Genomic DNA, 13,209 nt, shown 5'->3' on the forward strand with positions numbered 1-13,209 from the left:
CTTTTCTAGCTTTTTTTTAACCCTTTGAATGACTCAAAGGTCATTTGTATGGAGCGAAACTGATGATCAAGCTGAACACTATAGGTGGACGTCTTTTATTACAGCCTATTGCTGCTTTATTAGGCTTAGTCTTATTAGCTTTAGTTGCACTTAATGCCTTAGACGACACCCTAGAAAAAGAACGCGAAAGCCGTGTTGTAGCTGTGGTTGATCTTGCTAGTGGTATTATTAAGCATTATCAAACCCTAGAAAAAGACGGCCACCTTAGTCGTAACGAAGCTCAACAAAGGGCAAAGGATGCTATCAAATCTCTGCGCTACGACAAGGTTGAATATTATTGGATTAATGATTTAACCAGCCCTATCCCTAAAATGATCATGCACTCCACCGTTCCTGCCTTAGACGGTACTATTTTAGACAAACCCAGTTATAACTACGCCATTCTTTCGCGTAACCGCGATGGCAGCCAGTCCGAAGTACTGAATAATAAAAACTTATTTGTTGCCTTTGCAGACACAGTAAGAAAACACGGTGCAGGCTTTGTAGAGTACCAATGGCCTAAAGCGCTAGCAGGTGGTGGCGTTACTGAACAACGCTTTAAAAAACTATCCTACGTTGCTGGTGAATCTACCTGGGGCTGGGTGGTTGGCTCAGGTATTTATATTGATGATGTTAGCGCTCAATTTTGGGCTTTAGCAAAACAAATTGGTTTAATGGGCTTAGCGGTTATTGCGGGTATTATGTTGTTATCTGCCTATATTCGCCGTTGGGTGCTTAAACAACTCGGTGGTGAGGTTGCCGAGGCAAGGCAGCTAGTACAAAAAGTTGCCCAAGGTGATTTTACTGCTTGTATTGCTAGTAGCAAAGCTGCCCCAGAAAGCGTTATAGGTGCGGTAGGTTCTATGGCCAAGCAACTAGCCGAAATGATTCGTGGTATTAGTCAAATTTCTAACAGCCTTTCCAGTGCCTCTAGCCAGCTGGCAGCTGTAGCTCAGGAAAGCCACAGCACCCAAGACCAACAAACACAAGAAACAGACCAAGTTGCTATTGCAATTAATGAGATGAGCCACACCATCATGGAAGTCTCTGAAAATGCGCGTCGTGCCTCTGATGCCGCCAATAAAACTGATGATGCCGTAGTTGCTGGGCGCAGTTCCGTAGGTGAAGCAGGCAAAGCCATTGCACTACTAGCAGATAAGGTTGGTGTTTCAACTAAGGTTATTCATAAGCTGAATGATGATTCCACTAACATAGGCGATGTTTTAAAGGTTATTCAAGACGTTGCAGAGCAAACCAACCTACTCGCCCTTAACGCAGCAATAGAAGCAGCCAGAGCCGGTGAAGCAGGGCGTGGGTTTGCCGTAGTAGCCGATGAGGTTCGGGGTTTAGCTAGCCGTACCCAGCAAAGTGCTGAAGAAATTCACCGTATGATTACCCTACTACAAGCCGGTGCAGAAGAAGCGGTTACGGTTATGGATGCCAGTATTAAAGAAACAGAATCTACCGTTGCCGCTGCTAACGAAGCAGAAAAATCTTTAGATTTAATTGCCTCCGCAGCCGAGCACATAAGGGATATGAACCACCTTATTGCTTCCGCTGCTGAACAACAATCTGCTGTAGCAGAAGAAATTAACCGTAATATTGTAAAACTAGTAGAGCTATGCGTTAGCAGTTCTGCTTCAACTAGCCAAACTCACGAAGCTAGCTTTGAATTAGAAAAGCTAGCCAAAGAGTTGAATGATCGAATTAAACGCTTCCGTGTTTAATTCACCAAACTAAAACCCAGCGCTTTTAAAGCGCTGGCTTGTTCTTCTGTTGCAGCCTTAACTTTTAGTGATGAAAACTCCCTTCGAATAGGGTAGCTTTTGCGTAAGGCTTGATAAACCTTTTCTGTCGCGCTGGTGGTTTTTAAAGCTTGAAGTAAGCGCCAACTATCGGCTAGTGGGTGGTAACAAAGGTGGGCAGCACGTCGGCAAGCTTCTTCTACTCCACAACTGGCATCTAACTCTAACCTGGCCAGTGGTACTTTTGGTAAGAGTGCTTCAAGCTTAACACTGGGTTCTTTACCCAAGTGTTGGCACCAAGCCTGATAAAGCATTTCTGTACCTCGGCTTTTACCTTCTAAACTATAGCCAGCAATATGAGGCGTAGCTAACAGGCAGTGCTTAATTAATTCATAATCTAAACTTGGCTCGCCTTCAAACACATCAAGCAATAATAAAGGGGCTGTTTTTTTCTTTATTTGGTTTTTTAAAGCCTGCTGGTCAATAATACCACCACGCCCTGCATTTAATAGGTATTTGCCTTCTAATAGTGCTAACTCATCTACCCCAATTAAATGCCAAGAAGGAAATTCACCCTTACGAGTTAAGGGTGTATGAAAACAAACAATGTCTGCTTTAGTTAAAACTTGGGTTAAACTTAAAAAACCCTCTTCGCCCCTAGCAGCTCTAGGCGGATCATTTAATAAAACCTTACAGCCATAATTAGTTAACCTAGTGGCTAAACGCCCACCCACCTGCCCGACACCCACAATAGCAATGGTTTGATCTTTTAAATTAAAACCTTGTTCACTAGCAAGCCATAACAAAGAGGCAAGAACATAATCAACAACAGAAGTAGCATTACAACCTGGCGCACTGGCAAAACTGATACCAGCGGTGTTTAACCAGGCTTCATCTATATGATCAACACCTATAGTGGCAGTAGCTACAAACTTAACTTTGCTCCCCTGCAAAAGCTGTTGATTTACCTGGGTGACAGAGCGAACTAAAAGCCCATCGGCATCTTTTACATCGGCTGGTTTAATGGCACTACCTGGCAAATAAATTAATTCAGCCGTCTTGCCAAAAAATGCTTCAGTAAAGGGAAGGTTTTCATCAACGATTAGACGCATAGGTTTTTTTCTCCACAGGGTTTACAATCGCAACTTCGAATTATTATTTTATTAAGGATCTATCTTGATTCTACGTTGGGAAAAAGATCAGGACTATTACTTAGTTCATGTTCACCAAGATATGTTTGGTGACTGGCTAGTAACTAGAGCTTGGGGGCAAACAGGCACACTTTATGGTGGTATTAAACACACCCTAGTCGCTTCACCAGAAGAAGCTGCCACCCTAGTTGATGATATACGCCACATACAAGAAAGCCGAGGCTATCACAAGGTATTAGAAGCAAACAACCCTGACGATATTCCCGGCTCTATAAAAAGCACCATGAAAGGTGAGCTGCCTTTTCAGGAAGGCTAGCTCTGCTTATTTAGGCAAATCGTTTATCCAGTTAGCTAGGCCTTCAGCATTAAAAGGCCAACCTAGCTCTACACCATTTGGGCTAGCCACTACTGGAATACGCACACCATAACGCGCCATCAACAGGTCATCTTCGGCTATATCAACTAAAGCCAGCTTTAACCCTTTTGCTAACCAAGGCTCTAGCAAAGCCAAAGCCTGGTTGCATAAATGGCACCCACTCGTTGTATAAAGTGTTAGGTGTAAATTTGCGGTCATTGCCCTTTCCTTTTATTAATAAATAGGTGCTACAGCGCCTTTATACTTAGTTTTAATAAAGTCGCTAACTTCCTTAGTTTTTAAAGCAGCGACCAGTTTTACAATTTCTGGGTTTTGTTCTTTGCCTTCTTTCACCACTAGAATATTTACATAGGGTGAATCACTGCCTTCAATAACCAGAGCATCTTTAGCTGGGTTTAAACCAGCCTCTAAAGCATAGTTAGTGTTAATCAGTGCTAAATCTACCTGACCTAAAATACGTGGTAGGGTTGCAGCCTCTAACTCACGAAAACGTAAATTTTTAGGGTTTTCTATAATATCGCGTGGCGTTGCCGTAATACCTGCCTCTGGGTTTAGCTTAATTAAACCAGCGGTTTGTAATAACAATAACGCACGACCACCGTTAGTTGCATCGTTAGGTAAGGCAATTTGTGCGCGTTTAGGCAATTTAGCTAGGTCTTTATGCTTGCTAGAATAAGCACCAAAAGGCTCTACGTGAACACCTGCAACACTCACTAACTGAGTGCCACGGCTTTTATTAAACTCTGTTAGGTAGGGCTGATGCTGAAAGAAGTTAGCATCTAAACGGCCTTCATTCACCTGCACGTTAGGCTGCACATAGTCGGTAAAAACTTTTACATCGAGTGTTACACCCTGCTTAGCTAGGCTAGGCTTTAAAAACTCTAAAATTTCCGCATGGGGCACAGCCGTTGCAGCAACTTTTAACGTTGCTGCCTGAGCTATAGAAGCTTGAGCAGAAAAAGCTAAAGCTACTACAAAACCAGTTAATAATTTTTTCATCTTACCTTTCCTTAAATAATCAATTATTTACGTGAATAATGAACCACTAGGCGGTCGCCCACCATTTGTAATACCTGCACCAATACCAATAACAGCACCACCGTTACCACCATGACATCGGTTTGAAAACGCTGATAACCAAAGCGAATGGCTAAATCACCCAAACCACCAGCACCTACAACACCTGCCATAGCGGTATAAGAAACCAGCGTAATAGCAGTTACGGTTATAGCAGCTAGAATACCCGGTCTAGCTTCTGGTAACAAAGCACTAATAATTATTTGCTTAGTCGTTGCACCCATTGCTTGGGTGGCTTCAATAATACCCCGGTCTACTTCCCTTAGGGCAGTTTCTACAAGGCGTGCAAAAAAAGGCGTTGCACCTACAACCAAGGGTGGAATAGCACCTGCCACACCCAAAGACGTGCCGGTAATCATGACTGTGATAGGAATCATCACTATCAATAAAATAATAAAGGGTAAGGAACGCAGAATATTGGTAACTAAAGATAAAATTGAATAAAGCCCTTTTTGATCGAACAATTGCTTAGGGCCAGTAAGAAATAGCAATACACCTAAAGGCAAGCCAAGCAGGATTGTAAAAATAAGTGAACCACCCAGCATTAAAAAAGTTTCTAGGGTCGCCAGCCAAATTTCATACCAGTCTACATTTGCTAATAACTCATTCATGGCGTAACTCCTCTAAATGAACCTCAGCCGCCTGCAGCATTTGCATGGCTTCTTCCAGCCTTTCACCTTTAAATGCCACGGTTAGCTGACCGTAAGGTTCATTACGAATGCGATCAATTCTTCCCGATAAAATGGAAAACTCTATGCCCGTTTGATAAGCAACCCTAGCCAACAAGGGTTCATAGGTTGCTTGGCCCTGAAAGGTTAAATGTAAAATACGTCCTTCCACTTCAGCTAGGTTTTGCACCCTTTCGTTTTCATCCACCTGCTCTGCTTCATAAACAAAACGCTTAGTTGTGGGGTGTTGTGGGTGTAAAAACACATCGGCTACCTTGCCCTGCTCAACAATAACGCCGCCATCCATTACTGCTACTTGATCACAAATTCGGCGTACCACGTCCATTTCGTGAGTAATCAAAACAAGCGTTAAGCCTAATTCACGGTTAATTTCAGCCAATAGCTCTAACACCTGCCCAGTGGTTTGTGGGTCTAACGCACTGGTAGCTTCATCACATAACAAAATGGTTGGATCAGTCGCTAAAGCACGCGCTATGCCTACTCGCTGTTTTTCACCACCCGAAAGCTGGGCTGGGTATTTTTTGGCATGGTTCTCTAAACCTACCCTTGCCAATAGGTCACTTACTTTTTTATTAATGGCTTGTTTAGACAGTTCGCCCGCCAAACGCAAAGGTAAGGCAACATTGTCTGCCACACTGCGTGATGTTAGTAGGTTAAAGTGTTGGAAAATCATCCCCACGCGGCGACGAAAATTGCGCAAACCTTCAGCATCTAACTGGGTAATATCTAAACCATCCACTTCTATTCGCCCAGCGCTGGGTTCTTCTAGGCGGTTAATTAAGCGCATAAGCGTAGATTTACCCGCACCAGAATGCCCAATTAAGCCATAAATTTGCCCTGTAGGAATTTGCAAAGAGGTGGTTTGTAAGGCTGTTACCGATTTTTTACCTAACTGATAAGCCTTATGGACTTCGAAAAACTCTATCACCGGACTAATACCTGAAATGAGAATCCCGGCACTCGGCCGGGATTAGGGTTTTATTTTCTAACGAAGTTTAATCTTCGGCAGGTGAGTCTTCATCGGCTTCTGGTTGATCTACTGATTGTTCTGTCGTTTCATCAGTAGTTTCATCCGTTGCCAAAGCTTCTTCATCGGGTTCAGCATCTGGGTCTTCGCCAATATCCTGAACACGCACTGTGCCACTGAGTTTTTCTTCGTCTGTTAAACGAATCAGTGTTACACCTTGCGTATTACGCGAGGTTGTTGAAATTTCATCAACTCGGGTGCGTACTAGGGTGCCACGGTTGGTGATAAGCATCATTTCTTCGCCATCTTCAACCTGAATAGCAGAGACTAGAGCACCATTACGTGCGCTACACTGCATGGCAATAACACCCTGACCACCACGACCACGTAAAGGAAATTCAGGTAAACGGGTACGCTTACCATAGCCATTTTCAGAAGCAGTCAGTATGTAAATAGGACGCTCAACTTCCACCATTTCAGTTGAAGCTTCTGTAGTAGTTGCTTCTAGCTGAGTTGTTTCGTTATCCATCACCTCTGCATCATCAACTTCATCTTCAGCATCGGTATCAGCATCTATTACGGTATTACGTGGAATGATAAGGCTAATCACTTCGCCGCCTTCTGGTAGACGAATACCCCGCACACCACGGGCGGTGCGACCCATGCTACGCACTCTATCTTCTTCAAAACGAATAGCTTTACCTGCACTGGTAAACAGCATAACGTGATCTGTACCGTGGGTAATGGCTGCACCTACTAGATGGTCGCCTTCGTCTAGGTCTAGGGCAATTAAGCCGCTAGAACGTGGACGAGCGAATTGATCTAGGCTGGTTTTCTTAACCGTACCACGGGCTGTTGCCATAAAGATGTAATGGTCTTCACGGTACTCAGTCACAGGTAGAATGGTGGTGATCTGCTCACCTTCTTCTAACGGAAGCAGGTTAACCAAGGGACGACCCCGCGAACCACGGCTGCCAGTAGGTATATCATAAACTTTTAGCCAGTAAACCTTACCACGGGTAGAGAAAAGCATAATGGTGGCGTGTGTAGAAGCCACTAATAAATGCTCTATTACGTCTTCGTCTTTCATGGCGGTTGCTGACTTGCCACGACCACCACGGCGCTGAGCACGGTAATCACTTAACGGCTGAGTTTTGGCATAGCCGGTACGTGAAATAGTCACTACCATGTCTTCTTCAGCAATTAAGTCTTCCATAGAGAAGTCTTGACGGCTGGCAATAATCACACTACGGCGAGGATCAGCATACTCATGACGAATGGCTGTTAGTTCTTCACGAATTACCTGCATAAGCAATTCTGGGTCGGCCAAAATAGCTAGGTATTCAGCAATTTTTTCTAGCAGCTCACGGTATTCTGTTAGCAGCTTTTCGTGCTCCATACCCGTTAAGCGGTGCAGGCGTAAGTCTAAAATGGCCTGGGCTTGCACCGTTGATAAACGGTAGCTGTCTTGTGCTTCAGACATACCCAAACCTTCTTCAAGGCTATCGGGCTTACAAGCATCCGCGCCAGCACGCTCCAACATTTCTACTACGTTGCCAGGTGCCCAATCACGCGCCAACAAACCTTCTCTAGCTTCCGCTGGTGAGGGTGAGGCTTTGATTAGTTCAATAATAGGATCGATATTAGCCAAGGCAATGGCTAAACCTTCAAGAATATGACCACGGTCTTTAGCTTTGCGTAGTTCAAATACAGTACGGCGAGTAACCACTTCTTGACGGTGGCGAATAAAGGCTTCCAGCATTTGCTTAAGGTTAAGCAACATGGGCTGGCCATCACGCAGCGCCACCATGTTAATACCAAACACATTCTGTAAAGAGGTTTGGGTAAACAGGTTGTTGACTAGCACTTCAGGCGATTCGCCACGCTTTACTTCAACCACAATACGCATACCGTCTTTATCAGACTCGTCACGTAGTTCAGCGATGCCTTCAATTTTCTTTTCTTTAACCAGCTCAGCAATACGTTCTATTTGCTTGGCTTTATTTAGTTGGTAAGGAATTTCAGTGAAAACGATGGCTTCGCGGTTACCTATGGTTTCAAAGTGGTGCTTGGCACGCATGTAAATACGGCCACGCCCAGTACGGTAGGCTTCAATAATACCGGCTTTACCATTAATAATAGCGCCAGTTGGGAAGTCTGGGCCGGGGATGTATTCCATTAGCTGCTCAATGGTCAGCTCGGGTTCATCAATTAAGGCCAGGCAACCATCAACCACTTCACCCAAGTTATGGGGCGGAATGTTAGTTGCCATACCCACCGCAATACCAGCCGAACCATTAACGAGTAGGTTGGGAACACGCGTCGGTAAAACTTCAGGAATTCTTTCAGTGCCATCGTAGTTGTCTACATAATCTACGGTGTCTTTGTCTAGATCAGCCAATAAAGAATGACTCATCTTAGTCATACGGATTTCGGTATAACGCATGGCAGCAGCGGAATCACCGTCTACCGAACCAAAGTTACCTTGACCGTCGACCAGCATATAGCGGAGAGAGAAGGGCTGCGCCATACGAACAATGGTGTCATAAACTGCAGAGTCGCCATGCGGGTGATATTTACCAATAACATCACCCACCACACGGGCAGACTTTTTATAGGGTTTATTCCAGTCGTTGTTCAGTTCATGCATGGCAAACAGCACACGGCGGTGAACCGGTTTAAGACCATCGCGCACATCAGGTAGTGCGCGTCCGACAATAACGCTCATCGCGTAATCAAGGTAGGACTGCTTTAGCTCGTCCTCAATATTTATCGGATGAATCTCTGTGGCGATATCAGCCATACATCTTCGTCCTTCTTAGTTTTATGATATTCAGTCGATTATACCCTTTTTGTCTAGCGCAAGTCACATTGACTTCTAGCCAACTAACAGCTTTGTAGCTATTTAGGAAAGATACGTTCAGAAAGCTTCATATAACCTGCTGCCGACTGCACCTGAATAATGTAAGCCAAGGCTACTAATATGGCTGCTTCTGCTCCTGCTTCACCAAAAGCAGTCATAGATAAAGCCAAAGCAATGGAAAGGTTACGCATCACCGTGCCATAAACTAAGGCTATTCCATTACCAGGATCTAGCATTTTACGAGCAATTAACGTGCTAATTAGGTAATTTATGGCATAAAGAAGGACGAGTGGTACTAGTAGTTTGAGTACTAACGCAGGGGATTCAACTAAATCGGCACCTTTTAACGCCATAGCCACAAAAACAATACCTAACACACCCAAGCTAGAAAAAGGTGGGAACTTAGGCGCTAACTTTTTCTGAAAGGTTTCTTGCCCGTATTTACCCACCAAAAACTTGCGTGTTAACTGGGCAGCAGCAAACGGCAGGGCAATAAAAAAGACTATTTGCTTGAACACTTCGCCTAAATTAATGGGTATTTCTGCACCCATTAAAAACTTCACATAAAAGGGCGTTAATAACGAACCTAACAGCAAGCCGATAATGGTCAGTTTAATGGCCGCTGGCACATTACCCTTAGCAAAACCTGTCCAAGAAATAGTCATACCACTAGTAGGCAACAAAGCCGTTAGCAACAAACCTAACGCCAAGGCTGGCTGGTCTTTAAAAAACACCCAACCCAAACCATAAGCAATAAAAGGAATACACAAAAAATTAATGCCCACCGCCCATAGCTGCACAGCATTATTACCTGGCTGTAATAGCTGCTGTGGTTTAACCCCCACCATCATGGGAAAAATCATTAGCAGGGTGAAAGGCACAATTAGCACCACCAAACTTTGTGTTGAAATGCTTAGGCTGGCAACCAAGCCTAAGATTAAAAACAAGGGAATGCTTAAACTTAAGTTTTTACTTAACCCAGTGATAAATTTCATAAAGCACCTTTTACTAACATAAGAACTAGCTAATAGAATACATGAATTAACCCTGCAATGTGGTACATTAGCTGCTTTAAATCTAACGAGAACTTGTTATGCTTCCCTTAACTGTTTGGGGGTTGGCGCTAGGTCAGGCTTTACTGATTAGCGGCAATATCCTACTGGTTTCTGTTACCGCTTTAATTGGGCAACAAATTGCCCCTTCGCCCGCCTTAATTACTTTACCCGTTGCCCTGCAATTTTTGGGTTTAATGGGGGTTACCTTACCCGCTGCGCTTTTAATGCGTTGGTTAGGCCGAAAAATTGGTTTTTTACTTGGCAATATCATTGGCGTTAGCGGTGCATTTCTTGCTTATAACGCCCTAGCCATGGAAAGCTTTGCTCTGTTTTGCTTAAGTACCTTTTTGTTAGGTATGGCAATTGGTGTAGGCCAACAATACCGTTTTGCAGCAGTAGAAGCCTGCCAACCCTCACAAAGCGCTCGCGCCATTGCCTTGGTTATGGGTGGTGGTGTATTGGCTGCTATTCTTGGCCCTAACCTAGCAGTTTGGTCGCGGGGTTTCTTTCCTAGCAGTGAGTTTATTGGTGCTTTTGCTGTGTTAATCGGCCTTTATATCTTCACTATGCTACTGATTGTTTCCCTACCCTTAAAAAAACCTTCTGCAGCTGAACAAAAAAAAGGTGGCCGTAGCTATTTAGAGCTACTTCGCCAGCCTATTCTTATTGCCGCTGTTACTTCGGGCAGTATAGGTTATGGCATTATGGTTTTAGTCATGACTGCAACGCCGCTAGCAATGAAAAGTATCGGTTATGAGTTCAGTGACATTGCCAGCATTATTCAGTGGCACGTTTTAGGTATGTTTTTACCTTCCTTTATTACTGGCCGTTTAATTACCCGCTTTGGTACAGTGCCTATTATTCAACTCGGCTGTGCTTTGCTACTTTTCTGCGTGCTTGTTGCTCAACTCGGCACTAGCTACTGGTTTTTCTGGGTGGCTTTGGTGGCTTTAGGTGTGGGTTGGAACTTCACTTTTATCGGTGCAACTTCATTATTAACCCTTACCTACCTGCCCAATGAAAAAGCTAAAGTTCAAGGCATGAATGACTTCTTAGTTTTTGGTTTTTCAGCCGCTGGGGCTTTATTAGCAGGTCATTTACAACACTGGTTAGGTTGGGAAATGTTAAACCTAGTTATGCTGCCAGCCATAGGTTTGGCCATGTGGGCTGTTTGGTACAGCAGGCGTAGCCATAAACGCAGCTTAGCTACAACGGCTTAGTTTTCTAGCGGTTTTTCAGGGAATAGATAAAACCGCTGCTCTACCCCTGCTTCAATATAAGGCTGGTTGAGTCTTTCTTTTAAATAAGCCTGCCTAGCAGTAAACAAGGGCTGTGTTTTTTGCTGCAACTCTTCTGCTAGTTCTACTTTCCAAGCATCTAAGCCTTCTTCCAGTGCCAGTGCTTTTTCATCTCGGTACAAAACTTCTTCTGCTTTTAATAAAGCCCAATCGGTTAGTATAAAAACAGCAAGCGTAGTAATACCAGCAACCAAAGCGCCAGGGCCAGTGGGAGTAGCTGCCGCCGTTGCTGTACCACTTGCTGCCATAGCAGCAGCTAAACGGGGCGTTAGTCTTGCAACATACTGCAAAGTAATTCTTGTAGCCGAGCGAACCGCTGTGGTTTGCATAATTCGGCTAGTCATAGCTCTAACCGCAGGCAGGGCTAGCATACCTGCACCTACTGCCACTGAAAGACCTGCACTGTGTTGCCAGCGCACTGAATCTGTAGCGGGTAAAGCAATTTCTGGCACTAAGGCTTGGTCTAAATTAAGGGTGAATATAGCAGCTGATTCATCAACTTCTAGCTGTTGATTAGCAAAATCTTGGTAGAGTTTTTCTTGTAACTGCTTTAGCTGTTCTGCTTGTTCTGCCACTAATCGGGTCTGAAAGGTATGAGTGTAATTTTTTCCTAAATCTTCTAACCCTTGAGCAAAACCTGTCTCAACAAAAACCCTTTGCTGAAACTCTGCTTCTAGCTTTTCAGGCAAGTTCCCTTTAAGGGCATAAAATAAACGCAGGTAAGAACCCATCATAGAGTAGTACCAATCTAGGTAGTTTTCTTTGCCTTGTTCAGCCAAAACAAACAACGAATCTAGCTGCTGATCTGTCCAAACTTGCATAGTCTTTGCTAAATGCTGCTGATCGGTTGTGGATAATTCACGCAAATGGTTATTTAAAACATCCAGTGTTGAACCATCAATTAGCAGAGTTTCACCCTTAATAATTAACTTATAAATCGCTGAAGATCCTAACTCTTGTTCAACTAAACGCAAAGCATGGCTAAAGGCAGCAAAAAGCACCAAAGCCACCACAAAAGCAGCAAGCAAAGACCAAAAGCTAGGCGTTATTGGTGTTTGTTTTTTTGTAGAGCTTGCTTTAATTGTATTTGCTGCGTTTAGACTCATAATGAATTACCTCACTTAAACTCTGCTTTAGAGCTTTTAATAACCACTTAGCTGGCTTTACGTTTAGGCAGTTTTAAAAAATGCACTGAGTTTAGTAGCTGCACCCAAGCCAAACAAAAAGCAGCTTGCAAGGCAAAAATACCCGCCCAAGCAAAAATTGCTAACCAGCCAGAAGCTTCACGATTCCCTAAAGTGTTTTGTAATAGCCACTGCCAAGTAATATCTAGAGTTTGGCTTAAGCGTAACAGTAAAGGCAACACGCCTTCTTCACCTGCTAGAGTTAACTGTAAAACCAAGGCTTCATGCCAAGTTAAACCAATTAACCAGGGTTGGGAAACTTGCAAGCGTACCAGTAAAGTTAAACCAACTAGCAAACCTGCCACCAAAAACACGCTTGTCCGCCGAACCAAAACCATTAACAAATTTGCTTGTATTGCCTTGGTTAGCAAGCGCACTAAGATTTTTTCTACCAGCGCTAATATAAAAACACTGAGTAGCAATAACCACCAAAACCAAGCCTCGGCCACCAGTAATTGCAGCAATAAAAACAAACCTAAAAAAAGTGCTAAAAACAACTGCCAAACCTGACCCAGCACACCTAGCTGCAACCTTTGCTGCCAAAAAGAGCCGCCTTTTAAATACTGCGCCAGCCACACTTTTCGTTTCGTTTTAGCCACCTCAATACGGGTTAAGTAAACCAGCCAACTCACCCCAGCCCACACCACAAGCAAACTAACCTGTACTAACTCAGTTGGCAGCTTCACCCAAGCAAACAAAGCCACTAACCAACCTAGGCGTAATAACCCAAGCATCAGCATTTTTAGTGGCTCCTTGTTTATTTAT

At 43.8% G+C, this 13,209-nt stretch carries 12 protein-coding genes; 3 read left to right on the forward strand and 9 right to left on the reverse strand.

The window, feature by feature from the left end; all coding sequences use genetic code 11:
- Positions 1-62 precede the first annotated feature (62 nt).
- On the forward strand, positions 63-1,766 hold the full coding sequence (locus H571_RS0101255) for a methyl-accepting chemotaxis protein (protein ID WP_027847713.1): 1,704 nt from the start codon (positions 63-65) through the stop codon (positions 1,764-1,766).
- Here the strand turns inward: H571_RS0101255 and pdxB are convergent.
- The gene (gene pdxB, locus H571_RS0101260; protein ID WP_027847714.1) at positions 1,763-2,896 is read right to left on the reverse strand and encodes a 4-phosphoerythronate dehydrogenase PdxB; all 1,134 of its coding nucleotides are present in this window, start codon (positions 2,894-2,896) and stop codon (positions 1,763-1,765) included. The two genes, H571_RS0101255 and pdxB, sit on opposite strands and share 4 nt — an antisense overlap.
- Positions 2,897-2,960: 64 nt before the next feature.
- Between pdxB and H571_RS13800 the strand changes: the two genes are divergently transcribed.
- A complete protein-coding gene (locus H571_RS13800) occupies positions 2,961-3,251 on the forward strand; it encodes a WGR domain-containing protein (protein WP_051168053.1) in 291 nt (96 codons plus the stop codon).
- A 6-nt stretch (positions 3,252-3,257) separates the two neighbouring features.
- Here H571_RS13800 and H571_RS0101270 read toward each other — a convergent pair whose 3' ends face one another.
- The 6 genes from H571_RS0101270 to H571_RS0101295 all read right to left on the reverse strand — a co-directional run bounded on the left by H571_RS0101270 (position 3,258) and on the right by H571_RS0101295 (position 9,902).
- Complete coding sequence (locus H571_RS0101270; RefSeq protein WP_027847715.1) at positions 3,258-3,509, reverse strand: glutaredoxin family protein; 252 nt, start codon at positions 3,507-3,509, stop codon at positions 3,258-3,260.
- Between the two features lie 15 nt (positions 3,510-3,524).
- The gene (locus tag H571_RS0101275; RefSeq protein ID WP_027847716.1) at positions 3,525-4,310 is read right to left on the reverse strand and encodes a MetQ/NlpA family ABC transporter substrate-binding protein; all 786 of its coding nucleotides are present in this window, start codon (positions 4,308-4,310) and stop codon (positions 3,525-3,527) included.
- A gap of 23 nt (positions 4,311-4,333) precedes the next feature.
- A complete protein-coding gene (locus H571_RS0101280; RefSeq protein WP_027847717.1) occupies positions 4,334-4,999 on the reverse strand; it encodes a methionine ABC transporter permease in 666 nt (221 codons plus the stop codon).
- A complete protein-coding gene (locus H571_RS0101285; RefSeq protein ID WP_027847718.1) occupies positions 4,992-6,005 on the reverse strand; it encodes a methionine ABC transporter ATP-binding protein in 1,014 nt (337 codons plus the stop codon). Before H571_RS0101285 ends, H571_RS0101280 begins: the two co-directional genes overlap by 8 nt.
- Positions 6,006-6,072: 67 nt before the next feature.
- The gene (gene gyrA / locus H571_RS0101290; protein WP_027847719.1) at positions 6,073-8,847 is read right to left on the reverse strand and encodes a DNA gyrase subunit A; all 2,775 of its coding nucleotides are present in this window, start codon (positions 8,845-8,847) and stop codon (positions 6,073-6,075) included.
- A gap of 98 nt (positions 8,848-8,945) precedes the next feature.
- Complete coding sequence (locus H571_RS0101295; RefSeq protein WP_027847720.1) at positions 8,946-9,902, reverse strand: arsenic resistance protein; 957 nt, start codon at positions 9,900-9,902, stop codon at positions 8,946-8,948.
- Between the two features lie 98 nt (positions 9,903-10,000).
- Between H571_RS0101295 and H571_RS13805 the strand changes: the two genes are divergently transcribed.
- Positions 10,001-11,182, forward strand: coding sequence for an MFS transporter (locus H571_RS13805; protein WP_036217057.1), 1,182 nt, complete (start codon positions 10,001-10,003; stop codon positions 11,180-11,182).
- Here H571_RS13805 and H571_RS0101305 read toward each other — a convergent pair.
- Complete coding sequence (locus tag H571_RS0101305; RefSeq protein WP_027847721.1) at positions 11,179-12,366, reverse strand: hypothetical protein; 1,188 nt, start codon at positions 12,364-12,366, stop codon at positions 11,179-11,181. The genes H571_RS13805 and H571_RS0101305 overlap by 4 nt on opposite strands.
- A gap of 47 nt (positions 12,367-12,413) precedes the next feature.
- A complete protein-coding gene (locus H571_RS0101310; RefSeq protein WP_027847722.1) occupies positions 12,414-13,184 on the reverse strand; it encodes a hypothetical protein in 771 nt (256 codons plus the stop codon).
- Positions 13,185-13,209: the final 25 nt, after the last annotated feature.

The sequence above is a fragment of the Marinospirillum minutulum DSM 6287 genome (assembly GCF_000422325.1).
GTDB lineage: Bacteria > Pseudomonadota > Gammaproteobacteria > Pseudomonadales > Halomonadaceae > Marinospirillum > Marinospirillum minutulum.

Bases quoted from the DNA above. Each gene is read 5' to 3' on its own strand.
- H571_RS0101305 (WP_027847721.1), bottom strand. From the start codon at position 12,366: ATGAGTCTAAACGCAGCAAATACAATTAAAGCAAGCTCTACAAAAAAA.
- pdxB (WP_027847714.1), bottom strand. From the start codon at position 2,896: ATGCGTCTAATCGTTGATGAAAACCTTCCCTTTACTGAAGCATTTTTT.
- H571_RS0101310 (WP_027847722.1), bottom strand. From the start codon at position 13,184: ATGCTGATGCTTGGGTTATTACGCCTAGGTTGGTTAGTGGCTTTGTTT.
- H571_RS0101275 (WP_027847716.1), bottom strand. From the start codon at position 4,310: ATGAAAAAATTATTAACTGGTTTTGTAGTAGCTTTAGCTTTTTCTGCT.
- H571_RS0101280 (WP_027847717.1), bottom strand. From the start codon at position 4,999: ATGAATGAGTTATTAGCAAATGTAGACTGGTATGAAATTTGGCTGGCG.
- H571_RS0101295 (WP_027847720.1), bottom strand. From the start codon at position 9,902: ATGAAATTTATCACTGGGTTAAGTAAAAACTTAAGTTTAAGCATTCCC.
- H571_RS0101255 (WP_027847713.1), top strand. From the start codon at position 63: ATGATCAAGCTGAACACTATAGGTGGACGTCTTTTATTACAGCCTATT.
- H571_RS0101270 (WP_027847715.1), bottom strand. From the start codon at position 3,509: ATGACCGCAAATTTACACCTAACACTTTATACAACGAGTGGGTGCCAT.
- gyrA (WP_027847719.1), bottom strand. From the start codon at position 8,847: ATGGCTGATATCGCCACAGAGATTCATCCGATAAATATTGAGGACGAG.
- H571_RS13805 (WP_036217057.1), top strand. From the start codon at position 10,001: ATGCTTCCCTTAACTGTTTGGGGGTTGGCGCTAGGTCAGGCTTTACTG.